The organism is Dactylosporangium sp. NPDC049525 (assembly GCF_040676755.1).
Taxonomy (GTDB): domain Bacteria; phylum Actinomycetota; class Actinomycetes; order Mycobacteriales; family Micromonosporaceae; genus Dactylosporangium.
In genome coordinates, this window is record NZ_JBFAPO010000002.1 from 394,676 (window position 1) to 415,547 (window position 20,872).

General features: G+C 73.2%; 22 protein-coding genes. 10 read left to right on the plus strand and 12 right to left on the minus strand.

Annotated elements, in window-relative coordinates; all coding sequences use genetic code 11:
• The first annotated feature begins 126 nt into the window (after window positions 1-126).
• Window positions 127-1,245 (plus strand): arabinogalactan endo-1,4-beta-galactosidase, encoded by a 1,119-nt coding sequence (locus tag AB0K00_RS06130; protein WP_363516106.1) that lies wholly within the window; start codon window positions 127-129, stop codon window positions 1,243-1,245.
• On the opposite strand, the gene AB0K00_RS06135 is transcribed toward AB0K00_RS06130, so the two are convergent.
• Together AB0K00_RS06135 and AB0K00_RS06140 are read right to left on the minus strand one after the other, a co-directional pair.
• Window positions 1,242-1,961 carry a pentapeptide repeat-containing protein gene (locus tag AB0K00_RS06135; protein ID WP_363516109.1) on the minus strand — a complete coding sequence of 240 codons (720 nt, stop codon included), beginning with the start codon at window positions 1,959-1,961 and terminating at the stop codon, window positions 1,242-1,244. The genes AB0K00_RS06130 and AB0K00_RS06135 overlap by 4 nt on opposite strands.
• Window positions 1,958-3,217: a PQQ-dependent sugar dehydrogenase gene (locus tag AB0K00_RS06140; RefSeq protein WP_363516112.1), complete on the minus strand. Its 1,260-nt coding sequence runs from the start codon at window positions 3,215-3,217 to the stop codon at window positions 1,958-1,960. The genes AB0K00_RS06135 and AB0K00_RS06140 overlap by 4 nt, the downstream gene beginning before the upstream one ends.
• A 169-nt stretch (window positions 3,218-3,386) precedes the next feature.
• Here AB0K00_RS06140 and AB0K00_RS06145 point away from each other — a divergent pair, with 169 nt between their 5' ends.
• Window positions 3,387-3,578, plus strand: a complete 192-nt coding sequence (locus tag AB0K00_RS06145; RefSeq protein WP_363516115.1) for a hypothetical protein — start codon at window positions 3,387-3,389, stop codon at window positions 3,576-3,578.
• Window positions 3,579-3,591: 13 nt separating this feature from the next.
• A complete protein-coding gene (locus AB0K00_RS06150; RefSeq protein ID WP_363516449.1) occupies window positions 3,592-4,593 on the plus strand; it encodes an ADP-ribosylglycohydrolase family protein in 1,002 nt (333 codons plus the stop codon).
• Here AB0K00_RS06150 and AB0K00_RS06155 read toward each other — a convergent pair.
• The 3 genes from AB0K00_RS06155 to AB0K00_RS06165 form a co-directional block, all read right to left on the minus strand.
• Window positions 4,590-5,567: a discoidin domain-containing protein gene (locus AB0K00_RS06155; RefSeq protein WP_363516118.1), complete on the minus strand. Its 978-nt coding sequence runs from the start codon at window positions 5,565-5,567 to the stop codon at window positions 4,590-4,592. The genes AB0K00_RS06150 and AB0K00_RS06155 overlap by 4 nt on opposite strands.
• Window positions 5,568-5,661: 94 nt before the next feature.
• Window positions 5,662-6,732: an acyltransferase family protein gene (locus AB0K00_RS06160; protein ID WP_363516121.1), complete on the minus strand. Its 1,071-nt coding sequence runs from the start codon at window positions 6,730-6,732 to the stop codon at window positions 5,662-5,664.
• A gap of 129 nt (window positions 6,733-6,861) precedes the next feature.
• Window positions 6,862-8,166: an alpha-hydroxy-acid oxidizing protein gene (locus AB0K00_RS06165; protein ID WP_363516124.1), complete on the minus strand. Its 1,305-nt coding sequence runs from the start codon at window positions 8,164-8,166 to the stop codon at window positions 6,862-6,864.
• 86 nt (window positions 8,167-8,252) lie between these two features.
• Here AB0K00_RS06165 and AB0K00_RS06170 point away from each other — a divergent pair, with 86 nt between their 5' ends.
• The 3 genes from AB0K00_RS06170 (at window position 8,253) to AB0K00_RS06180 (ending at window position 10,794) form a co-directional block, all read left to right on the plus strand.
• Window positions 8,253-9,851 (plus strand): MFS transporter, encoded by a 1,599-nt coding sequence (locus tag AB0K00_RS06170; protein ID WP_363516127.1) that lies wholly within the window; start codon window positions 8,253-8,255, stop codon window positions 9,849-9,851.
• Window positions 9,852-9,860: 9 nt separating this feature from the next.
• Window positions 9,861-10,337, plus strand: coding sequence for an NUDIX domain-containing protein (locus AB0K00_RS06175; protein WP_363516130.1), 477 nt, complete (start codon window positions 9,861-9,863; stop codon window positions 10,335-10,337).
• Window positions 10,338-10,590: 253 nt separating this feature from the next.
• Window positions 10,591-10,794: a cold-shock protein gene (locus AB0K00_RS06180; RefSeq protein ID WP_203851697.1), complete on the plus strand. Its 204-nt coding sequence runs from the start codon at window positions 10,591-10,593 to the stop codon at window positions 10,792-10,794.
• Window positions 10,795-10,971: 177 nt separating this feature from the next.
• Here AB0K00_RS06180 and AB0K00_RS06185 read toward each other — a convergent pair whose 3' ends face one another.
• The 4 genes from AB0K00_RS06185 to AB0K00_RS06200 are packed head-to-tail and all read right to left on the minus strand — an operon-like array spanning window position 10,972 to window position 13,268.
• The gene (locus AB0K00_RS06185) at window positions 10,972-11,853 is read right to left on the minus strand and encodes an ABC transporter substrate-binding protein (RefSeq protein WP_363516134.1); all 882 of its coding nucleotides are present in this window, start codon (window positions 11,851-11,853) and stop codon (window positions 10,972-10,974) included.
• A 9-nt stretch (window positions 11,854-11,862) separates the two neighbouring features.
• Window positions 11,863-12,264, minus strand: a complete 402-nt coding sequence (locus AB0K00_RS06190) for a TIGR03668 family PPOX class F420-dependent oxidoreductase (protein WP_363516137.1) — start codon at window positions 12,262-12,264, stop codon at window positions 11,863-11,865.
• Window positions 12,261-13,097: a TIGR03619 family F420-dependent LLM class oxidoreductase gene (locus tag AB0K00_RS06195; RefSeq protein ID WP_363516140.1), complete on the minus strand. Its 837-nt coding sequence runs from the start codon at window positions 13,095-13,097 to the stop codon at window positions 12,261-12,263. The genes AB0K00_RS06190 and AB0K00_RS06195 overlap by 4 nt, the downstream gene beginning before the upstream one ends.
• A gap of 18 nt (window positions 13,098-13,115) precedes the next feature.
• On the minus strand, window positions 13,116-13,268 hold the full coding sequence (locus AB0K00_RS06200; protein WP_363516143.1) for a hypothetical protein: 153 nt from the start codon (window positions 13,266-13,268) through the stop codon (window positions 13,116-13,118).
• A gap of 289 nt (window positions 13,269-13,557) precedes the next feature.
• On the opposite strand from AB0K00_RS06200, the gene AB0K00_RS06205 reads away from it, so the two are divergent.
• Window positions 13,558-14,874 (plus strand): acyltransferase, encoded by a 1,317-nt coding sequence (locus AB0K00_RS06205; protein WP_363516146.1) that lies wholly within the window; start codon window positions 13,558-13,560, stop codon window positions 14,872-14,874.
• Here AB0K00_RS06205 and AB0K00_RS06210 read toward each other — a convergent pair.
• Window positions 14,846-15,157: an STAS domain-containing protein gene (locus AB0K00_RS06210; protein ID WP_363516149.1), complete on the minus strand. Its 312-nt coding sequence runs from the start codon at window positions 15,155-15,157 to the stop codon at window positions 14,846-14,848. The two genes, AB0K00_RS06205 and AB0K00_RS06210, sit on opposite strands and share 29 nt — an antisense overlap.
• A gap of 152 nt (window positions 15,158-15,309) precedes the next feature.
• On the opposite strand from AB0K00_RS06210, the gene AB0K00_RS06215 reads away from it, so the two are divergent.
• Window positions 15,310-15,945 carry an acetoacetate decarboxylase gene (locus AB0K00_RS06215; protein WP_363516152.1) on the plus strand — a complete coding sequence of 212 codons (636 nt, stop codon included), beginning with the start codon at window positions 15,310-15,312 and terminating at the stop codon, window positions 15,943-15,945.
• Here AB0K00_RS06215 and AB0K00_RS06220 read toward each other — a convergent pair.
• Window positions 15,933-17,351 carry an NAD(P)/FAD-dependent oxidoreductase gene (locus AB0K00_RS06220; RefSeq protein ID WP_363516155.1) on the minus strand — a complete coding sequence of 473 codons (1,419 nt, stop codon included), beginning with the start codon at window positions 17,349-17,351 and terminating at the stop codon, window positions 15,933-15,935. The two genes, AB0K00_RS06215 and AB0K00_RS06220, sit on opposite strands and share 13 nt — an antisense overlap.
• The gene (locus tag AB0K00_RS06225; RefSeq protein ID WP_363516158.1) at window positions 17,348-17,977 is read right to left on the minus strand and encodes a helix-turn-helix domain-containing protein; all 630 of its coding nucleotides are present in this window, start codon (window positions 17,975-17,977) and stop codon (window positions 17,348-17,350) included. The genes AB0K00_RS06220 and AB0K00_RS06225 overlap by 4 nt, the downstream gene beginning before the upstream one ends.
• Window positions 17,978-18,029: 52 nt before the next feature.
• On the opposite strand from AB0K00_RS06225, the gene AB0K00_RS06230 reads away from it, so the two are divergent.
• Together AB0K00_RS06230 and AB0K00_RS06235 are read left to right on the plus strand one after the other, a co-directional pair.
• Window positions 18,030-18,824, plus strand: a complete 795-nt coding sequence (locus AB0K00_RS06230) for an alpha/beta hydrolase (protein ID WP_363516161.1) — start codon at window positions 18,030-18,032, stop codon at window positions 18,822-18,824.
• A gap of 1,746 nt (window positions 18,825-20,570) precedes the next feature.
• The gene (locus AB0K00_RS06235) at window positions 20,571-20,852 is read left to right on the plus strand and encodes a DUF4242 domain-containing protein (protein WP_363516164.1); all 282 of its coding nucleotides are present in this window, start codon (window positions 20,571-20,573) and stop codon (window positions 20,850-20,852) included.
• The last annotated feature ends 20 nt before the right edge of the window (window positions 20,853-20,872 follow it).

The window sequence follows — 20,872 nt, forward strand, 5'->3', positions numbered from 1 at the left end:
GGCAGGGCATGAACCGTGAACGCTCCCAGTCTACAAGTCTTGATTTCCGGCAATAGATGGCGCCATTATCAGACCGATACTGGGAGCGTTCACGGTTCCATCCGCCCACGTGAGGTGAGGACACCCATGCGCAGACGTACCATCCTGGCCGCCGCCGCGGCCGCTCCGGTGGCCGGTGTCGCCGCCCCGGCCGAGGCGTCGGCCGCACCCCGCCGCCGGCTCGCGATCCGCGGTGCCGACGTGTCGACCCTGGCCAAGAACGAGGACTTCGGCGCCGTGTACCGCCGGGCGAACGGCCGCCGCGCCGACGCGCTCACCATCCTGGGCGAGCACGACGTCAACGTCGCCCGGCTGAAGGTCTGGGTGAACCCGGCCGACGGCTACAACGACAAGGCCCACGTGCTGCGGATGGCCGCCCGGGCCAAGGCCCGCGGCATGCGACTGTTCATCGACTTCCACTACTCCGACGCCTGGGCCGACCCCGGCAAGCAGAACAAGCCGGCCGCCTGGGCGGGGTACGCCTTCGAGGAGCTCAAGGCGGCCGTGCGCGACCACACCTACGACGTGCTGCACGCGCTGCACCGGCAGGGCACCACCGCGGACCTGGTCCAGATCGGCAACGAGATCAACGGCGGCCTGCTGTGGCCCGACGGGCGCTGGGACAACTGGCCGAACCTGGCCGCGCTGCTCACCGCTGGCGCGAGCGTCGCGAAGGCCGTCTCCAACCGCACCCGGGTCGTGCTGCACCTCGCCGAGGGCGGCAACAACGGCGGGCACCGCTGGTGGTTCGACAACGCCACCGCGCTCGGCGTGCCGTTCGACGTCATCGCGGTGTCGCACTACCTGTACTGGCACGGCACGGCGGAGAGCCTGCGGGCCAACATCGTCGACCTGTCCGCCCGCTACGGCAAGGATGTCCTCGTCGCCGAGACCGCGTACGGCTTCACCACGGCCGAGGACGACCCGACCGCCCAGATCTTCACCGCCGACCTTGCCGCCGCCGGCGGCCACCCGGCCACGCCGCAGGGCCAGGCCGACGCGGTGCGCGCCGTCGCCGACGTCGTCGCGTCGGTGCCGGGCGGGCGCGGTCTGGGCTTCGTCTACTGGGAGCCCACGTGGACCGCGGTGACCGGTGCCGGATGGGACCCGGCCGATCCGGCCTCCGGCAACGGCTGGGAGAACCAGGCGCTGTTCGACTTCGACGGCCGCGCGCTGCCCGCGCTGGAGGTCTTCCGGGGCTGCTAACGCGGCGTCAGGTGACCGGAGCAGGACTCGCGGGCGCCGCCGGACTTCGTGCCGTCCGGGCAGACCACGTTCACCCACATGGTGCCGTCGAGGCGGGCGCCATCGAGGCGGGTGCCGCGCAGGTCGGTGTCGATCAGCGCCGCGCCGGTGAGGTCCGCGTTGCGGGCGTCCGCCCCGCCCAGGTCGGACCGGCGGATCTCGGTGCGGCGCAGGTCCGCGTCGCGCAGCACGGCGCCGCGCAGCCCCACGTCGGTGAAGGTGCTGCCCTGCCAGACCGTGCGGGTCAGGTCGGCGCGGCCGAGCTCGACCCCGGTGAGGGTGGCGTCGCGGGCGGCGGCGTCGGTGAGGTCGGCCCCGGACAGGTCGACGTTCTCCATCGACAGCGAGCTCAGGCGCGCCGCGTGCAGGTTGGACCCGCTCAGGTTCGCCTCCCGCACGAAACCCTCCACAGTGGAGCGTTCAAGGTCGGCGCAGCGCAGCTTCCGCTGCGACAGGTCCGAGTCGATGACCACCCGGTTGGCCATCGACACGGCGCCGGGGTCTGAGCAGCGCCGCCCGTGGGTGTCGCCAGGCCGCTCGCGGGCCAGCAGCAGCACGCCGAGCACGACCGCGACGGCCAGGCAGGCGGCCGCCGCCCGCAGGCGCGCACCACGCGAGAAGGCCCGCCGCCGCGGCATCGCCCGCGGCAGCGCCCGCAGGCGCGAGCCGAGCGTCAACGCGGGCCCGGCGAGGCGACCGGCCGCAGCGTCAGCCGGAGGATCCGGTCGTCCTCAGTGGACGGTCCCTTGTCGAGGCGGCCGTCGCGGTTGGACGTGGTGAGCCACACGCTGCCGTCCGGCGCCTTGATCGCGGTGCGCAGCCGCCCGTACTTCGTGGCCAGTGCCTCGACGGGCCGCCCCGTCACCCCGGCCCCGGGCCGCCAGCGGACGCCCCACGTGTCCGGCTCGCCGCCCTCCGTCGGCCGGCTGCCGGCCCCCTGCTCGCGGCCGACGCCGCCGACGCCGACGAGGTAGATGCGCTGCCCGCGCAGGCAGGTGATGATGGCGGTGCTGCCGAGCACCGCCACGCCGGCGCTGACCCCGACCTCGGGATGCCAGGTCACCACCGGGTCGACGTACTTCGGGTTGCCGCCGATCCCCTCGACATTCGGCCAGCCGTAGTTCCCGCCGGGCTTGATGATGTTCAGCTCGTCCCACACGGCCTCGCCGATCTCCGCGACGTACATGTTGCCGTCGGCGTCCCAGTCCATGCCTTCGGGGTTGCGGTGGCCGTAGGACCACACCAGCGAATTGCGGAACGGGTTGCCCGGCGGGGGTTTGCCGTCCGTCGTCATCCGCAGGATCTTTCCGCCGAGGCTGCCGAGATCCTGCGCCCCCTCGGTCCGCGACGCCTCGCCGGTGCTGGCGTACAGGTACCCGTCGGGGCCGAACGCGAGCCGGCCGCCGTCGTGGATGCCGCCCTTGGGGATGCCGGTGACGATCGGCTTGGGCCGCTCGTTGAGCTTGAGCTTCGCGATCCGGTTGTCGGTGTCGGTCGTGTAGTAGATGTACACGGTCTGGTCGAGGGCGAAGCGCGGCGAGGCGGCGATGCCGAGCAGCCCGCCCTCGTTGTCGGAGGTCGCCTCGCTGATCTTCGCCACCGGTGACACCGTCAGCGTCCCGTTCGCCGCCCGCTTGGGGCCGATCCGCAGGATGCGCAGGGTCCGCCGCTCCGTGACCAGCGCGCTGCCGTCGGGCAGGAACGTCACGCCCCACGGGATGTCCAGGTGCCGGGCCACGGTGCTGACCGACACCGCCGCGTCCCCGCTCGCCGACGGGTCCACCGGCCCGTGCCTGAAGTCGGTGGGGTCGGTGACCGGCGGCGGCCCGGACGGCGGCGGCTTGGCGGGGGCGTCCGACGTGCAGCCGCCGAGCGTTCCGAGCACCAGCAGCAGGCCGAGCACGGCAGTGCCCGCGCGGACGGGTGTACCCAATGAACCGGCCCTCCGCTCGCGCAGACGTACATCGTCTCTCTGCACGATCACGAATTCCGTCGCGGGCGGCGTCACCTCCGGGGAGGGAACGTCGCCCGGGGTTTGAGTGGCCGGTGGGGCGGGCACCACGGCGGGGGATTCGAGCGACGCACCTTCGAAGGAGACCAGGATGAAACTGCTGACATTGGCCGCCGGGCTCGCCACCGGTTACGTGCTGGGCACCCGTGCCGGCCGCGGCAAGTACGAGCAGATCGTCGAAGGCGCCCGGCAGCTGCGCGCCAACCCGACCCTCGCGCAGGCCCAGGCGACGGCGAAGCAGCTCGCCACGACGCCCTCGACCGTCGCCGATCCCATCAGGTAGCCGAGCCGCTACGATACACTGCGTGTCGACTTCGGCCTCAGGGTGCCTGTTCGGACTGGCGTACGGTGACGCGCTCGGCAAACCGACCGAGTTCATGACGGTCGCCGCGATCGAGGAACGCTACGGCTTCGGCGGCCCCCGTGACCTGGAGGGCGACCCGGCGCTGGTCACCGACGACACGCAGATGGCCCTCGCGGTCGGCCACGCGCTGCTGGACGCGCCCTCGCCGACCCCGGCCGCGCTGGAGCCGCTGCTGCGCAAGCGGTTCGTGGAGTGGGCGCACAGCCCCGACAACAACCGGGCGCCCGGCATGACGTGCCTGCGGGCCTGCGGCGGCCTCGCCCGGGACGTGCCCTGGGTCGAGGCCACCGTCGCCGGCTCCAAGGGCTGCGGCGCCAACATGCGGGTCGCGCCCGTCGGCCTCGTCCCGACCTACGACCTGGACACCCTGGCCGGGGTGGCGCAGCTGCAGGCGGCCATGACGCACGGGCACCCGACCGCCCTCGCGGCGAGCGAGCTGACCGCGTACGCCGTGCGGCTGCTGCGCGACGGCGCCGACCTCGCGTCGCTGCCGGCCGCGCTGCGCGACCGGTGCCACTCGCAGCGCACCACCTACCGCGAGGAGTGGCTCGGCACGCTGTGGCAGCAGCCGGCGGTGATCAGCCCGGAGGACTTCATCAGCCGCGGCTGGGACGAGTGCGTCGACGTGCTCGACCGGCTCGACCTTGCCCTGTCCCGCCCCGACGACGGCGGCGACCCGTGCGCGGCCACCGGCGCCGGCTGGATCGCCGAGGAGGCCCTCGCGACCGGCCTGCTGTGCGCCGTCCGGCACGCCGGCGACCCGGTGACCGCCCTCGCCCGCGCCGCCACCACCTCCGGCGACTCCGACTCCATCGCCTGCCTGGCCGGCGCGTTCATCGGCGCCGAGCGGGGCATGGTCGCGTGGCCGGTCGCCTGGCTCGACCGCATCGAATACGCCGGCCAGCTCGCCCGGCTCGGCCAGGCCTGGGACTAACGGACCTCGAACTCGAACAGCGAGTAGCCGTACTGGCCGATCCGCCGCGTGCCGGTCATCCTCACGAACCGGGCCGGCGTGGCGGCGATCCGCACGTCGCGCACCCCGCCGGCGCCCTCGCCGGTGCGCCACACGCTGCGCCACGTCGTGCCGTCGGCGCTGACTGCGAGGTCGTACTCGACGCCGTACGCCGCCTCCCACCGCAGCGTGATCTGCGTGACGAGCCACAGCCGGCCGAGATCGACGCTGATCCACTGCGGGTCGCTGAACGCGCTGCTCCACCGGGTGCCGGGGTTGCCGTCGACCGCGAAGCGGGGCGCGTAGGCGTCACCCTCCACGGACGAGGCCGTCGCGGGCCGGCCGAGTGCCAGGTTGGCGCCGTCCGGATTCGCCGCGGAAGGTGTACCGGCAATCGACGCCGACGCCGTCGCCGACCTGCGTGGGGGGACGCTCCGCGACGGCGACCTGGCGGCGCTGGACCCAGCGGATGCGCTCGGGGCGCCGGACGCGCTGGGCGTGGACGCGGCGGGGGACGGGTCGCCGGCGTCCGGCGGCGCCGGCAGGCCGGACGGCAGCGGCAGCGCGGAGGGGGCGGCGCTCGGGCCGGGGCCGTCCCGGCCGGCGAGGACGGCCACCGCCACCAGCCCGGCGACCACGGCGACGGCCGCGACGACGATCAGGACCAGGCGCCGCCACGCCGGTTGTGCCACCCCGTCGCCGCCAGGCCCGGTCCGGTCACCGCCCGGCGGGGTGCCGCCCGGCGCGGCCCGGCCGGTCGCGGGTCCGGCCCGGGTGGTGCCCGGGCGGCGCAGCGCGGACGGCCGGGCAGGGACGCGGTGGGCGCCACCCGTCGACGGCGCCGCGGCCGGCGCGCCCGCCGGGCCGACCGGTTCGCCGGGGTCCGCGGGGTCGTCCGGGGACGGCGTGATGTAGGGCCGGACCAGGCGGGGCGGCTCGGCGTCGTCGTTCGCCACCGAACGCCCTCCCTCCGGCTGATCGTCGGAGCCCGACGGTTCGGAGCATAGGGCCGCCGGGCCGCCGCCGCTGAGGAACGTCGGTGCGAGCGCGTCAGCCGGTGACAGCGGGCCGCTTGGCACGGCCGGGCAGGTCGACCAGCACCGCCGGCAGGCTGCGCTCCAGCGCCAGGCAGAACCAGGTGACCACGACGGTCAGCAGGACCGGCTCGGTGACCGCCAGCAGCAGCTGCATCGGCGGGTCCGCCCGGTCCATCGGCCCGATCAGCACCGCGTGGCAGATCGCGAGGATCGGCATGTGCAGCACGTAGATCGGCAGGGTCCGCCGGCCGATGCCGCCGAGCACCCGCGCCACCACCAGCGACCGCGCCGCGAGCGCCGCCGCCGTCACGCCGAAGGCGACCGCGACCACGCTGACCAGCGGGCCGGTGCCGGGCACCAGGCGCAGCCCGGCCAGGCCGAGCGCGTAGCCGCCGCCGAGCAGCGCCAGCCGGCGCCAGTTCGCGGCGTTGGCCAGGCGTTCCACGACCGGCCGCAGGCGCACCCCGGCGAGGAAGAACACCAGGTTCTGGTACAGGCCGCCACGGTTGCCGGGGGTCGCCAGGAGGTCCGCGGCGACCACGACGGACAGCGCCAGGGCGACCGTGAGGACCAGGGTCGTCGGCAGCCGCCGCACCGCCTTCGCGACGGTGAAGTAGACCGCGAGCGCCAGCAGGTACCACAGGTTCGACGGCGTGATCGTCAGCTGCTCCAGCAGCTGCAGCGGCCCGCTGGCCCGGGCGGTGTCGAAGTCGGGCACCAGCGCCAGCACGAACGTGTGGATCAGCAGCCAGACCGCGTACAGGTAGCCGAACTTCGCCACCTTCGAGCGGCCGAGGACCCGCCACGACCGGCCGACCGCGCCGACCGCGAACATGCCGGAGATGGCGAAGAACAACGGCATCCGCAGCGGCAGGAGCTGCTCGCCGAGCAGGCCCCACGCGCCGGGCAGCGGCACCGGCAGGTGCCAGTCGACCTGCAGGTAGTCCTTCGTGATGACGTGCCACAGCACGACCAGCAGGATGCAGGCGCCCTTGGCCACGTCCGCCCACGACTCGCGGGACCTCGGCGGCCGCTCCGGCGCGGTGGTCTCGGCGGCGGTGCCCAGCTGCAGTGTGTCGCTCATCTCGGTGTCCCCTAGCGTCAGTCCATCGACCTCCGTCGGCCGGCTTGTACTGAGGGAGCACGCAGGAGCAGGCACATCGGGTCGGGGACTGTCGAAAGAGCGACGCTTGCCGGGTCAGGTAGAAGGCGGTCAGGGCGCGGGGACGAGCAGCTCCCGGGTGACGGCGGCGACGTCCGGCACGCCGACGAGGGCCATCGTCAGGTCCAGCTCCGCGACGATGTTCTCGGCGACCTGCCGCACCCCGTCGGCGCCGGCGATCGCGAGCCCGTAGATGTGCGGCCGGCCGAGCAGGCAGGCGTCCGCGCCCAGCGCGAGCGCGACGAACACGTCAGCCCCCGAACGGATGCCGCTGTCGAAGAGCACCGTCGGGTCGGGGCCGACGGCGGCGCGGACCGCGACGAGGGCGTCGAGCGCGGCGACTGCGTGATCGACCTGCCGCCCGCCGTGGTTCGACACGATGATCCCGTCGACGCCGGCCTCGAGGGCGGTCCTGGCGTCGTCGGGGTGCAGGATGCCCTTGAGCAGGATCGGCAGCGTCGTGCGCCGCCGCAGCGTCTCCAGGTGGGCCCAGCTCAGGCCGGGGTTGGAGTAGATGTCCAGGAACGTCTCGACCGCCGCCCTCGGCTCGGCGGAGCGCAGGTTGGCGCCGGTGCCGCCGGGATACTCGCGGGCCATCGACAGCAGGGCCCGCAGCGCGGCGAGCGTCACCCGCGGCCGCTCGGCCCGCCGCCCGGCCGCGGCGGCGATGCGGTCCCGCATGATCTCGCCGAAGCGCGGGTCGGAGGTGTACTGCGCGATGCCCAGCCCCCGCGCGAACGGCAGCGAGCCCAGGTTGAGGTCCTGCGGCCGCCAGCCGAGCAGGGTCGTGTCGAGCGTGACGACCAGCGCCCGGGCGCCGCAGTCCTCGGCGCGCCGGATCATCGAGTCGACCAGCGGCTCGTCGGTCGACCAGTACAGCTGATACCAGAACGGCGTGTCGCCCATCGCGGCCGCGGTGCGCTCCATCGGGCTGCTGCCCTGGCTGGAGAAGATGTACGGCACGCCGGCCGCCGCCGCGCCCTGCGCGATCCGCACGTCGCTGCCGCGGGTGACGAGCGCCCCGGCGCCGACGGGCGCGAGCAGCAGCGGTGCGCGCAGCGGGGTGCCGAGCACGGCCGTGGACAGGTCCCGGGTGGTGACGCCGTGCAGCATCCGCGGCACGACCCGCCACCGCTCGAACGCCGCCCGGTTGTGCCGCATCGTCGCGCCGCTGCCGGCGCCGCCCGCCACGTACGCCCAGGCCTTCCGCGACATGGCTTTGCGGGCGCGGCGCTCGAGCTCGGCCGCGTCGGTGGGCACGGACGGCACCCGGCCGAGCACCCCGGCGCGGTAGATGGCGTTCTGCCTGATGCGCCCGGGGCCGGGCGCGGGACGGGGTGCCTCGGTGCTCGTCATGGTTGCCCATCATCGGCGACGACCGGCGCCGAAGAAAAGCGGCCCGGCAGGGGTCGCGGGCGGGCCGGGCGGGTAGCTGGCTGCGGGTGACGGCCATCTCGGCGGGTGCCCGGCCGGTGACGGCGTGGTCTCCGCTGCGCGTACGGGCGTTCCGGATGCTCTGGATCGGCACGGCCGCGGCGAACCTCGGGGCCTGGATGCAGATCGTCGGCGCGCAGTGGATGCTCGTCGCCGACATGGGCGGCGAGGCGCTCGTCGCACTGGTCCACACCGCGACGACCCTGCCGGTGCTGCTGCTGGCGATGCCGGCCGGCGCGCTCGCCGACATCGTCAACCGCACCCGGCTGCTCGTCGGCGCGCAGCTGTTCATCGCGGCGGTCGCGGTCAGCATGACGGTGCTCGGCGCGATCGGTGAGCTGGAACCGGGCATGCTGCTGATGGCGACGTTCGCGCTCGGCGCCGGCGCGGCCCTGTCCGCCCCGGCGATCGGCGCGCTCATCCCCGACCTGGTCCCGCGCGCCGAGCTGGTCGAGGCGTCGGCGCTCGGCGCCATCAGCGTCAACGTCGCCCGCGCCGTCGGCCCGGCCATCGCCGGGCTGATCATCGCGGCGACCGGCGCCACCACCGTGTTCGCGTTGAACGCCGCCGCGGCGCTGGGGTTCGCGACGCTGCTGGTGTTCGGCCGGATCGGCCCGAAGGGCGTCGCGGAGGACCGGGAGCACTTCGCCGCGGCGCTGTACGCCGGGGGCCGCTACGTGCGGCACACCCGGGTGGTGGGCCGGATCCTGCTGCGGGCGGTGCTGTTCGTGGTGCCGGCCACCGCGATCTGGGCGCTGCTGCCGCTGTTCGCCGGCCGGGACCTGGGGCTCGGACCCGACGGGTACGGGCTGCTCCTCGGCGCGCTGGGCGTCGGTGCGATCCTCGGCGCGGTGCTGCTGCCCCGGCTGCCCGCCGGCCCGTCGACGAACGGGACGGTCGCCGTGGCGAGCCTCGCGTACGCCGGCACCCTCGTCGCGATGGCCGTGCTGCGTCGGCCGGTGCCGCTGACCGTGTGCATGGTGCCCGCGGGGGTGGCGTGGGTCGCGATCCTCGCCAACGTCAACGCCCAGATCCAGCTGTTCCTGCCCGGCTGGGTCAGGGCCCGCGGCCTGGCGGTCTACCAGGTCTTCGTCATCGGCGGCCAGGCCATCGCGGCCGGCTGCTGGGGGCTGGTCGGGCACCACTTCGGGCTGCGGGCCGCGTTCCTGGCCGCGGCCGGCCTGCTCGTCGCCGGGGTGCTCACGGCGGCCCGCTGGCCGCTGCCGGACACCAGGGGCATCAACCAGAACCCGGCGGTCTACTGGCCGGAGCCGCATCTGGTCATGGAACCCGAACCGGGGGGCGGACCCGTGCTCGTGACCGTCACGTACACCGTGCGCCCGGAACGGCAGGACGCGTTCGTCGCCGCGATGACCCCGATCGGGCAGGCCCGCCGCCGCACAGGTGCCAGCCGCTACCGGCTCTTCCGCGAGGGCGAGGTGCCCGACCGCTTCGTGGAGGCATTCCTGGTGCCGTCCTGGGAGGAGCACATGCGCCAGCACTACGGCCGGCTCACGCTCGACGAGAAGGCACAGGAACGGAGGGCGGTCGCGCTCGCCGAGGGCAGGCCCGTGATCCGGCACATGCTGCCGCTGGGGTTGCAGTAGCGTCGGGCCGTGACGAAGCACCGGCCCGCCGCCCGGGTCATCTGCCTGGACGCCGCGGACCGCGTGTTGCTGCTGCACTGGCGGGACCCGTTCGACGGCCGGCAGCTCTGGGAGCCGCCCGGCGGCGGCATCGAGCCCGGCGAGACGCCCCTGGCGGCGGCGCGGCGGGAGCTGGCCGAGGAGACCGGGCTGGACCCGGCGGCGGTGCAGGACCGGTCGGTGCCGGTCGAGCGGGACGTGTGGTGGAACGGCACGCACTACACCGGGGCCGAGCACTTCTTCGTCGCGCGGTTCGACGGTGACCGGCCGCCGCTGATGCGGACCGGGCTGATGCCCGACGAGCAGGTCAACCTGGACACCCACGCCTGGGTCGGCTGGTCCGAGCTGGCGGCGCTGCCGGACCGCCTGGAGCCGCCGCACCTGCTGGAGGTGCTGGCCGCCCTGATCCCGGACGGCCCGTGGCGGGTGGCCCTCCCCGGGGTGTGACGTCCGGCGTTCAGCCCATCGGGCGAACATTCGTGTTGCGAATTACAAACGATCTAGTGAAACTTTCCGGGTTGTTTTGTTGGTGTTTCGCCTGTTTTATGGCTCATTCGACCAGGGGAATGGCGCAATCAGCCTGGTTTAGATGGCGTTCTCGGCTGTCTCTAAGAGGTCACTGGCAGTACGGTGTTCCTCGGTGAGGTCTTCACTGTCGGCAAAGATGGCTGGCAGGACTCACTGTGTTCAGGAGGAACGCGTGGCTAGCGGTACCGTGAAGTGGTTCAACTCCGAAAAAGGCTTCGGCTTCATCCAGCAGGACGACGGCGGCGCGGACGTCTTCGTGCACTACTCGGCCATCGCGAGCAGCGGCTACCGCGAGCTCGCCGAGGGCCAGAAGGTCGAGTACGACGTCACCCAGGGCCAGAAGGGCCCGCAGGCCGACAACGTTCGCGGCGTCTGACAAACACCTGCTTCGGAAACCGTGCACACGCCGGTGACCGCAGCGCGCGTGCCGTTGACTCGTAGCAGCTGAGCGCGGCCCCGCTGGTTGGACAGAGCGGGCTCGTGCAAGGTCCATGTGAATGGGCCTCGCACGGGCCCGTTTGTCATGTGCTGCTGGTGTACCGCCGGTCATGGCTTATGCGATGCGAGTCACGGCGCCGGAGCGGGCCGGGACCGCGCCGGGGTGCAGGACCGCGGCCAGGGCCTCGACCCCGTCGACCAGCCGCGGACCGGGCCGCACCACGATGCCGTCGGCGTCGATCGCCCACACCTCGGCACCCGGGAACCGCGGTGCCACCAGCCGCGCCTGCTCCGCGGCGCCGTCGAGGTGGAAGCCGCACGGCGACACCACGACCACGTCCGGGCGCGCCCCGGCCAACGCCGGCCACGTCGTCGCGAGGGACCGTGCCCCCGGATGCGCGGCCACCGGGTCGCCGCCGGCCGCGGTCACCAGGTCCGGCACCCAGTGCCCAGCGGTGAACGGCGGGTCGACCCACTCGACCACCAGCACCCGCCGCCGGGGCAGGCCGCGGACCGCCGCCGCCACCGCGTCCAGCCGCGCCCGCAGCCCGGCGACCAGCCGCTGCGCCCGATCGGGCACCCCGGCCCGCGCGCCGACCTCGACGAACGTGCCGAGCACCTCGTCGAGGGAGTGCGGGTCGAGCGACAGCACGTCCGCCCGGCACCCGAGATGCTCCAGGGCGTCCTCGACGTGACCGGACGGCAGCGCGCACACCCGGCACAGGTCCTGGGTCAGGATCAGCTCCGGGTCGAGCCCGGCGAGCGCACCGGCGTGCAGCGTGTACAGGTCGGCACCGGCGGCGAACTGCCCCCGCACGTAGGCGTCGATCTCGCCCGGCGCCATCCCGCGGGTGTCCCGGCCGCCGACGACCACGGTCTTGTCCTGCCGCGCCGACGGCGGCTCGTCACACTCGAACGTCACGCCGACCAGGTCGCCGCCGAGCCCCAGCGCGTAGACGATCTCCGTGGCGGACGGCAGCAACGACACCAGACGCATGCCCCAACCCTAGGCGGTCCACCAGGACCATCCGGTGACGTCGACGGCGATCAGCCGCCCCCGCAACTGGAATCGCGGATACCGCTCCTCCAGCAGCGCCACCGCCGCACGTCCCTCGGAGCCGGCCGGGTCGACGTCCCGGGGCGTACCGTCGGCGCGGACCCACCACAGCGTGTCCCAGTCGTCGTCGTAGTGGTCGACGAGGACGCTGGCGTGCGGGTTGGCGTCGAGGTTGGCGAGGCGGCGCAGGTTGGTGTGGCGCTTGGGTTTGGCATCGACACCGTGGTAGATCGTGCCACCGTGCAGGGCGAACACGATCGGGACGAGATGTGGCCGGCCGTCCGGCGTCGCGGTGGCCAGGCGGGCCACCGGCGACGCCGCGAACCGGGCACGGGCCTCGGCCTCGGTCACCCGCCCTCGCCGGCGAAGTCGGCGATCGCGGCCTCCCAGCGCTCCAGCGCCCGCTCCACCGGCCCTTGGGCCGCGGACGGCAGCCAGCGGCTCGCACGCTGTACCCCGGCGTCGTGGAGGCGCTGCAGCGCGGCAGGGTCGGCAGGGGCGCTGAGCACCTGCACGTCGATCGGGCGGTCGGCACGGGCGCGCAGCTCCGCGATGCGGGGGAAGATGCTCTCGTCGTAGTTCGGGAACCACGCGGTGCCGAACGTCAGGACCCGGTCCAGGACGCCGGGGCCGGTGCCACCGACGAGGATCGGCGGGTGCGGGCGCTGGACCGGCTTCGGGTATGACCAGATGCGGTCGAACGACACGTGCTCGCCGTGGTATGTGGCCTCATCGTCGCGCCAGATCGCCCGCATCGCCTCGATCCGCTCCCGCATGACGCGCATGCGGATCCGGGGGTCGGTGCCGTGGTTGCGCATCTCCTCGCGGTTCCACCCGGCGCCGACGCCGAACTCGAACCGGCCGCCGGACAGGTGGTCGATGGACGCGACCTCCTTGGCGGTGATGATCGGGTCGCGTTCGATGACGAGGCAGATGCCGCTGCCGACCCGCAGCCGGCTCGTCGCCGCGGCGGCCGCGGTCAGCGCGACGAACAGGTCGTAGGTGTGCCAGTACCGGCGCGGCAGCTGCGTGCTGCCGTCGCCGTACGGCGTGTCGCGGCTCGCCGGGATGTGCGTGTGCTCGGCGAAGAACAGCGCGCTCTGCCCGCGTTCCTCGACCAGCCGGGCGATCGGCCCTGGGCCCATCGCATCGTGGGTGGGGAAGTATCCGACTCCGAAATCCATTCCCCCTGCCTACACCGTTCAGGGGTGACGGGTGCCCTTGACCCGGGATGCGAGGCGGCGCAACTTCTCCTGGTTGGCGGGCTTCGCGAGCTCCCTGCGGCCCTGCTCGACGACCCGGCGCCCGGCCGGACTGTTGAGGAAGCGCATGACCTTCTGCATGATCGTTGGCATACCCTGCTGATACCCCGCTTGAGGTGGCGCCGAACCTGCGGGAGGTGATCGCTCGGGCGCCGGGTTTCACCCGGTGACACTTCACCGCAACGCCGCCCGGCATTCACCCTGCGTGGCCGGATCAATGCGATAGCCTCGTCGTGGATGTGGGCCCGCCCGGCCGTCATCGCATCCGACTTCGGCGCGGGACCTGGATGTCCCGCGCACAACTCCCCCCGGCAAGGTTCGCGGACCTGGTGCTGCGCAATGCAGGCCAGGCCGTGGTTCGCGCGCGACGGAGAGGGACGCGGTGACGCAACTCGGGCAGGACCGGGCGGGGCCGGTGGTGCCTCCACAACGGCCGCAGCCACCATCGCGGTTGCGGCCTTGGCAACGGTCCAAGGCCAGGCACGGCCGGCGGCCGGCGACCCTCGGGCAGCTGTATGCCGGACGGGACAACGGCATCGGCGCGATCCGGCTCGGCCTGGCGGTGGTCGTGGTGTTCACGCACGGCACGTCGCTCGGCTTCGGCTGGGAAGACCTGGGCGAGTCGCTGTTCCGCAACCAGACCAACACCGGCACCCTCGCCGTGTTCGGCTTCTTCGTGCTGTCCGGGATGCTGATCACCCGCAGCGCGGCGCGCACGTCGCTCGGCCGGTTCGCGTGGCACCGGATGCTGCGGATCCTGCCCGGGCTGTGGGTGTGCCTGCTGGTGACCGCGTTCGCCGTCGCGCCCCTCGTCGCGCTGCGCCAGTGGGGGACCCTGGACGGGTTCTGGTCCGGGCCGAAGGGGCCGCTGCAGTACGTGACCGGCAACTGGTTCACCGGGGTCCGCCAGTACGGCATCCACGACCTCTTCGCGTCCACCCCCTGGGGGCTGCAGTCCGGCGGCAGCGTCTTCGACGGGGCGCTGTGGTCCCTGGTTTACGAGATGCTGTGCTACTGCGTCGCCGGCGCGCTCGCGGTGACCGCGGTGCTGCGCCGCCGCAAGTGGCTGGTCGGGTGCCTGGTGGCCGCGCTGTACGGCGTCGTCGTCGTCGACCAGATCCAGGGCCGGCCGCTGCTGGGCCCGCCGACCCCGCACTACGGCTCCGTGCACCTGCCGCTGCTGGGCGAGATCTCGTTCCACTGGCTCATGTACCTGGGGCTGCTGTTCCTGGGCGGGGCGATGCTGGAGCTGTACCGGGACCGGATCGTCATCCACGACGGCGCCGGGTTCGCCTGCCTCGCGGCCCTGATCACGTCGCTGCTGTGCGGCGGGTTCTTCGTGGTCGGTTTCCCGGCGCTGGTGTACGTGCTGGCGTGGGCGGCCGTGCGGATGCCGCGGGCGCTGCGCTGGATCGGCCGGCGCAACGACTACTCCTACGGCGTCTACATCTACGGGTTCATCGGCCAGCAGGTGTTCGCGAGTCTCGGCTGGAGCCGGTGGGGCTACCTGCCCTACATCGCCATGTCCCTCGCCGCCGCGTTCGCGGCCGCCGCGCTGTCCTGGCACCTGGTCGAGCGGCACGCCCTGGCGTGGAAGGACTGGACGCCGCGCCGCTGGCGCAAGCCCACGGCGAAGGTGCCGGCGCAGGCGCCCCGCCCGGCGGACGAACCTATCCTGGCGGCAGGCCGAAGAAACTGACCAGGCCGGCGGTGCGCAGGGTCTGCAGGAGCGCCGCCGACAGGTTCTCCAGGACCAGCCGCGACCCGGCCCGCTCGGCCTGCTTGTGCGCGGAGACCAGGGCGCCGATACCGCTGGAGTCGACGAACGTCACCAGCCGCAGGTCGAGGTACAGCGCGGCCGGTGGCCGCTGCAGCGCCCGTTCGACGCAGGCCTGGAAGCGGTCGGCGGCGGCATAGTCGAGGTCGCCTCGCGCGACGATGACGGTGCCGCCACCGATGCGTCCTTGCACATGCAGGTTCAAGTCCACCGAAACCGTCCCAACGTCCGATCGGTGGAACACTATCCGCCCTGTTCACCGGCAGTTCATTGTCATCAGGCAAGCGCCCGTCGCGGCGCTGAGGAGGCAGCTACCTCGGCCTGTTGGCAGACTGTCAAGAGGCGTAGAGTGCCGTCGTGGAGGGAAGCCCGTCGATGGCATATCCGCCGTCACCGTGGTCGCTGCGGGGGCGGATGCACGTGTCCGTCTGGGCCGTGCCGGTCGCCGACGTGCCGGCGCTGCCGGCGGCGCTGTCCGGCGCGGTCCGGGTGGTGCGGTTGTTCGGCCGCGCGTTCATCGGCACTGCGTGGGTCGACTACCAGCCCGGCGGCGACCTGAGCTACCACGAGCTGCTGGCGGCGGTGCTGACCCGGGCCGGGTGGCGGCCGCGGGTCACCATCACACACATCTGGGTCGACAGCGTCGCGTCCCGCGACGGCGGCCGGGCGCTCTGGGGCATCCCGAAGGACCTCGCCGTCTTTGCTGAGGGTGCGGCGGCTGCCTCGACCGCTGACGGGCCTGTCGCGTCGGCGGCCCTGCCGCGCGGCAACGGCATTCCGCCGCGGCTGCCGGTCGGGTTCAACGTCGTGCAGGACCTCGCGGGGCGGCCGTGCACGACTCCCGTCCGGTCCACCGCGCGCTACGGCCTCGCGAGGGTGGCGTGGACGATCGCGCCGGACGGGCCGCTGCGGTTCCTCGCCGGGAAGCGTCCCCTGCTGTCGTTCGTGGCCGCAGGGTTCACGATGCGCTTCGGCACCGCTCAGCGTGTGTAGTCGGCTTCGTTGAGGCGAGCGGTGCGTGCTGCGTACTCGCCGGCCAGGCCGGGCCAGTTGGTGACGACCCGGCCGCCGCCGGTGCGATACCAGCTGTCGCAGCCTGCCCACACGCTGGCGCCGAGCCGCCGCCGCATCTCCGCGTCGAACGCCGCGGCCACGTCCGCACGCACCTCGACCGTGCGCTGTGTTTGCAGCAGCTGCACGGCCTGCACGATGTAGCGGGCCTGCGCCTCGTGGAAGTACACCACCGACGTGTTGCCGGTGTTGGTGTTCGGCCCGTACATGAGGAACATGTTGGGGAAGCCGGGCACCGTGATGCCGAGGTGGGCGAAGGCGCCGTCGCGCCACTCGTCGTGCAGCGCGCGGCCGTCCCGCCCGGTGATCCGCACCGGCGCCAGGAACTCGGTGGCGGCGAAGCCGGTACCGTAGACGATGACGTCGCACGCATGGCTTTCGCCGTCGGCGGTGCGGATGCCCTGTGCTGTCAACCGTTCGATGTCCGCGGTCACGAGCGCGACGTCGGGCCGGCGCAACGTCCTGAACCAGTCTCCGGTGAACAGCACCCGCTTGCAGCCCATCGCGTAGTCCGGCGTGACGGTCTTCCGCATGCGCCGCGCCTGGACGAACCGCTGCCCGCTGGACAGCGCCCACACCGCGAACCTGGCCGGCCGGCTGCCGGTCACCGCCTTGCCGGTCACCACCGTCAGCAGCCACGTGCCGGCCCGCGCCGCCCGCATCACGGCCGGCACCCGGCGGTTGAGCCTTTGGCGCCAGGCCTTGTACTGCCGGTTCGGCTTCGGCAACGTCCACGGCGCCGAGCGCTGGAAGACGGTGACGCGCGCGGCCCGGCCGGCGATCGCGGGCACCAGCTGGATCGCGCTCGCCCCGGTGCCGATGACTCCGACGCGTCGTCCGGTCACGTCGAGGCCGGGATCCCAGCGCGCGGTGTGCATCGCGGGACCGGTGAAATCCTCGTGCCCTGGCAGCACCGGGATCACCGGCCGCGACAGCTGCCCCATCGCCGGCACCAGCACGTCGAACAGCGCCGTGGTGCCGTCCTTGAACGCCACCCGCCACGCCTCGCCGGTCCAGTCCGCGGCGACCACGTCGACGCCGAGCCTGAGATTTTCCGCGAGGCCGAAGTCGCGCACACACTTCTGCAGGTACGCCAGGATCTCCGGCTGCGGCGGGAACCGTTGCGACCAGTCGGGATTGAGGGCGAACGAGTACGAGTACAGCGGCGCCGGGATGTCGCACGTGCAGCCCGGGTAGACGTTGTCCCGCCAGACGCCGCCGACGCCGTCCGCCTTGTCGAAGATGACGACGTCGCGGAAACCGGCCTGGCGCAACAGGTGCGCCGCGGCGATGCCACCGAAACCGGCGCCGACGACCGCGATCCTCACGGCCGCGTCCCGGTCACTCCGAGCGTCCTGAACACCCGCTCGACGAGGGTGATGAGCATCGTCGACAGCAGGATGTGCACCTGCGCTCGGTTGAGCGTCCGGTGTTCCAGCCACTCCCGCGCGGTTGCCTTCGCCAGGCCGCAGTACGCCCGTACCATGGCCCGCAGCTCATCACGGTGCTCCTGCTCGCCGTCCAGGCCGACCGCGACGAGGATGCTGTCCGCGGCGATGTCGTCGGCCTCCTTGAGGACCCGCTCGATGTCCTCGTCCCGGCCCACGCCGCCACCGTCGACGGCGGCCAGCCACGACCTGCTGTGCCGCGACACCACGTCGAGAAACCAGGTGACGCTGGCGTCGACCCGGGTCGCGAGGTCACCCTCCGGGAGCTGCTCCACGGCCACCGCCGGGATCGTGACGAGCACCCGCACCGCCTCGATGAACAGCCCTCGTTTGGTGCCGAAGTAGTGGTTGATGAGGCCGCGCGCCACCCCGGCGGCCTCGGCGATGTCCGTCGTGGACACCGTGGCATACGGCCGCTCCCCGAACAGCCGCACCGCGACGGCGAGAATCTGCTCGCGCCGGACGTCGGGCTCCAGCCGCCGCCCACGCTCGCCACTCATCCCCATGGCAGCCACCGTGCCCTGTTGTTGGCGGGGTGTCAACAAGTACCGTGAGCGGGTGACCGCGTTGTCGCACCACCGCTCGGGCTCCGGCGACCCGCTCGTGCTGATCCATGGCATCGGCAGCCGCTGGCAGCTGTGGCAGCCGATCCTGCCCTTGTTGGCGGCCCGATTCGACGTCGTCGCGCTCGACCTGCCCGGGTTTGGCGGTTCTGCTGGTTTGTCGCGCTTTTCGGGCGGCTCGGCCGCGGACGTGGGTGCCTTTGCCGACGCCGTCACCGACTTCGCCGCCGAGATCTTCCCGTCGTTTCACGTCGCTGGCAGCTCTCTCGGTGGGGGCGTGGCGCTCGAACTCGGCCGCCGCGGGGTGGCTCGGTCGGTGACGGCGTTCGCCCCGATCGGTTTCTGGGGGCCGTTGTCGCGGCGCTGGTGTCAGGCGTCGGTGAGCGGCGCCCGGCTCCTTGGGCGGCTCGCCCGCCCGGCATTGCCGGCACTTGCCGCCACGGCGCCAGGGCGGATCGCGCTGTTCAGCTTGTTCTTCGGTCACCCTGCCCGGCTCGACCCGGCCGCGTGCGTCGCGGACGTGGACGCGCTCGTGGCTGCCCCGGGCTTCCGGGCCGCGCGGGCCGCCTTTGCTGGCCACCGCTTCGGCGAACCTGGCCGGTTGGCATCGATTCCGGTCACGGTCGCCTGGGGCAGCCGCGACGCGATTCTGCCCGCGTTCCAGGCCCGCCGCGCTGCTGTGGCCTTGCCGTCCGCCCGGCACGTCCGGCTTGCGGGCTGCGGCCACCTGCCGTTCTCCGACGCACCGGACACCTGCGCGTCGCTGATCCGCACCACTGCCGCCGCCTGACCACGGGCGCGTTCATCCTGCGTGGCGCGCGTAGGGTGCGGCGTTGGTCACGCGCCGTCATGGCGCTGGACGTGGGGATGTGCACGGTCGAGAATGGAGGGGCAGCGCCTACCGGGGGGAGGCGGCACGTGCCGAGACCGTATTTCTCTTTGGACGCACCAGATTCCGGCCCACCAGCGCCGTTCGAGGCGATCGACTGGGACGCACGGTTCGCGGCCGCCATGGCTGAGCACGAGCGGCGGCGCGAGGAGCGGGCGCGGGTTCGCGCGGAGTTCGCGGAGGCCCGCAAGCACGGCCTGGCGGCCCGCCACGCGGCGAAACTGGCGCGGGTGCGCTCGACCAGGGCGTTGGCGGAGTCAGACCGCCCCACGGCCGGCGCGATGTCGGAGCCGGGCTGTCTCATGGCGGGCACGATGTCGGAGCCTGGCCGTCTCCTGGCGGGCGCGAAGTCGGAGTCAGACCGCCCCACGGCCGGCGCGATGTCGGAGCCAGGCTGTCCCACGGCCGCGCCGACGGTCAACGCCGGTCCCGCCTCACCCAGCCCAGCACTCCCGCGCTCAGCACCCCAGCGTCCAGGACCTCAGTCTCCAGCGGCCGCCTTGCCGGCTCCGGTGGCCGCGCAAGACGGCGCCGAGACCGGTGACCTGGTTGCCGCGCCGGTTGGTCGAGCCCCTACGCCTGCCTGCCCGGCGCTCGGACATCCAACGGTCGAGCCGCCGGGGGTTGCGGCGGAGCCGTGCGCGCTGGTCGAGCCGTCGGCGGGTGCCGAGTCGAGGGTTGTGGCCACCACATCCTGTCGCAGCGGCGGTGTGCGAATCCGGCGACATCATCGAGGGCGCCAGTTCTGCACGCTGGCACTCTTTGGTGTTGGCCGCAGGAGGTTCCATCCGCGGTGTGGACACACTTGCCGGGACCCGATTGCGGCGCGCCGTGGAGTCGGACGCCTGCCGTCCGCCGCCCTGCCGTCTGCCGCTCTGCCGGCGGTGGTGGCGCGTCCTCCGCCGGGATCGCTCCCGTTTGATTCTCGGCTGCCCGCCAGGACGTAGCCGCCTCGCCGTCTGTCCGCGGCGTGGCGCGGCCGTTGCCTGCTGCTCGGCGTGGTTCGGCTCGGTGCCCGCTGCCTGGGTCCGCCGCCTCCAGCCGGACTTGTGGCGGGCGCATCGCTTCATCGGTAAAGCGCACCCGACCGAGGCTCGTTGACGGGTTCGCTTTGCAGGCGGGGTGGCCGCTGTCAGTGCCAGTGATGTTGGCGGCATTGCGGTGCCGTCCAGCTGTCGCACTGCCGTCCGGCCACCGGCGCGCCCGGCACTGCCACTCCGTCCACCCCGTCGGCGAATCCGCAAGTGGACACCGAGTGCAACAGCGGCAGCGACCCCGGTGACCGGGCCGGTGGACACGGCGATCGTCGCGGGGCTCACCGTGGAGCCGACGCCCGGCGACCGCCGCGGAGGTCGCCGGGCAGGCGCTGCCGACGACCGGCGACGGCGGGTTCCTGCCCGTGCTGCTGCTGTGGGCACGGCGCTGCTGCTGACCGCCTCCGCCGTGCTCGCCGTCCTGTCTAGGGCCCGCTGCCGGCGCGCTCGTCGTCCTGCCTAGGTCCCGGCGCCGGTGGGCTCGTCGTCCTGTCTAGGGCCTGCCGCCGGCGCGAATAGGGAACCGCTCCCGATGTCGGTGCGGCCGCTGGCGGCGAGGCTTGCGTCATCGCCGCCGGCACCGTGCCGGGGGCAGTGGACAAGGAGCACGACAGTGCATCGTTTTCTCATCGAACGCCAGATCGAAGGTGCCGCCGACCTCACGCCGGCGCAGCTGGCCGAGATTGCCAAGACCTCCAACGCGGCCGTTGCGTCGTTGGGTGTGCCGTACACCTGGGTGACCAGCTACGTCGCCGGCGACAAGATCTACTGCGTGCACGAGACCGAGGACGCGGAGACCATCCGGGAGCACGCCCGCCGCGGCGGGTTCCCGGCCGACGTGGTGTCGGTGGTCGCCAACGAGTTCGGCCCCCAGACGGCGGCGGCGACGGCCTGATGGAGGGATCGGCGGTCGCC

Coding starts and splice junctions, on each gene's coding strand:
- AB0K00_RS06130 (WP_363516106.1), top strand. CDS start 127: ATGCGCAGACGTACCATCCTGGCCGCCGCCGCGGCCGCTCCGGTGGCC.
- AB0K00_RS06145 (WP_363516115.1), top strand. CDS start 3,387: ATGAAACTGCTGACATTGGCCGCCGGGCTCGCCACCGGTTACGTGCTG.
- AB0K00_RS06160 (WP_363516121.1), bottom strand. CDS start 6,732: ATGAGCGACACACTGCAGCTGGGCACCGCCGCCGAGACCACCGCGCCG.
- AB0K00_RS06165 (WP_363516124.1), bottom strand. CDS start 8,166: ATGACGAGCACCGAGGCACCCCGTCCCGCGCCCGGCCCCGGGCGCATC.
- AB0K00_RS06185 (WP_363516134.1), bottom strand. CDS start 11,853: ATGCGTCTGGTGTCGTTGCTGCCGTCCGCCACGGAGATCGTCTACGCG.
- AB0K00_RS06195 (WP_363516140.1), bottom strand. CDS start 13,097: ATGGATTTCGGAGTCGGATACTTCCCCACCCACGATGCGATGGGCCCA.
- AB0K00_RS06200 (WP_363516143.1), bottom strand. CDS start 13,268: ATGCCAACGATCATGCAGAAGGTCATGCGCTTCCTCAACAGTCCGGCC.
- AB0K00_RS06225 (WP_363516158.1), bottom strand. CDS start 17,977: ATGGGGATGAGTGGCGAGCGTGGGCGGCGGCTGGAGCCCGACGTCCGG.